Origin of the sequence: Halomonas sp. 111, assembly GCF_052379685.1 — a bacterium.
Classification (GTDB): Bacteria; Pseudomonadota; Gammaproteobacteria; order Pseudomonadales; family Halomonadaceae; genus Vreelandella; species Vreelandella citrativorans.
Window position 1 is genome coordinate 1 of sequence record NZ_JBQSYV010000051.1, and the last position, 1157, is coordinate 1157.

General features: G+C 50.6%; 1 protein-coding gene. It reads left to right on the forward strand.

The genetic code is table 11. The annotated features are described in order from the left end of the window. Positions 1-72 precede the first annotated feature (72 nt). Positions 73-1017, forward strand: a complete 945-nt coding sequence (locus ACT3T7_RS18370; RefSeq protein ID WP_206477948.1) for an IS5 family transposase — start codon at positions 73-75, stop codon at positions 1015-1017. Positions 1018-1157 lie beyond the last annotated feature (140 nt).

Consider the following 1157-nt stretch of genomic DNA (forward strand, 5'->3'; position numbering starts at 1 on the left):
GGAGGCTCTGAAAAAGTCTCTGCCTTCAGCGATAATACGAACATCGTCAACTGCATAGGGTTCAGTGCTGCCATGGATCAGATCACCTTCTCCGAAGCCGAGTACCAGAACAAAAAGCGAAAGACTCGCCGCGAACTCTTTCTGGAGCGGATGGACAAGCTGATCCCCTGGACGCAGCTGGAGAAGAAGGTAGCCCGTTATTACCCCAAGGGCGAGAGCGGGCGGCCTCCGTATCCATTGTCTGCCATGCTTCGAGTTCACTGTATGCAGTTGTTCTACAACTTGAGCGATCCGTCAATGGAAGATGCTCTCTACGAGATCGAGTCCATGAGGCATTTCGCCGGTTTGAAGCTAGACCGATTGCCGGACGAAACGACGATTCTCAAGTTTCGTCATTTTCTAGAACGACACAGCCTTGGCAAGGTGCTGTTCCAGGAAGTGAACAAACACCTGGCGAAAAACGGCCTAATGTTGCGCGAAGGCAGCATTGTTGATGCCACTATCATTTCTGCGCCTAGTTCTACCAAAAACAAACATGGCAAGCGCGATCCGGAGATGCACCAGACTAAAAAAGGTGGCTCCTGGCACTTTGGTATGAAAATGCACATAGGTGTCGACGACAAACTTGGGTTGATTCACAGCATCGACACCACGGCTGCTAATGTGCATGACATTGTGCCTGCCGATAAGCTGCTTCACGGTGAAGAGCAGCGCGTCTTCGGTGATGCCGGTTACCTGGGCATTCAAAAGCGAGACGAGCACCATCACCGCTGCGACGTCTCTTGGTATATTGCCAGACGGCCTGGCACGCGAAAGAAGTTGGATGCCAAGCAACAGAAAGTCGAAAAGATCAAAGCCAGCATCCGAGCCAAGGTGGAGCACCCTTTTCGGTACATCAAGCAAGTCTTTGGTTATGGCAAGGTTCGCTATCGTGGTCTTGCTAAAAACACCCAGCGCCTGCACCTGCTGGCGGCGTTCAGCAACCTGCTGATCAGTGAAAAATACCTGTGGGAATAGGGCTATTGCGCCCGTTTTCCGCTTAATGAGCGGTTAACGGGCAAAAAATGCACAAAGAACGGGAAAATAGTGCCTAAATTTGCAATTTTTTATCAGCTCAAGTGAGCGTTGACGAATATCGGTAATTATTCAGACCTTCC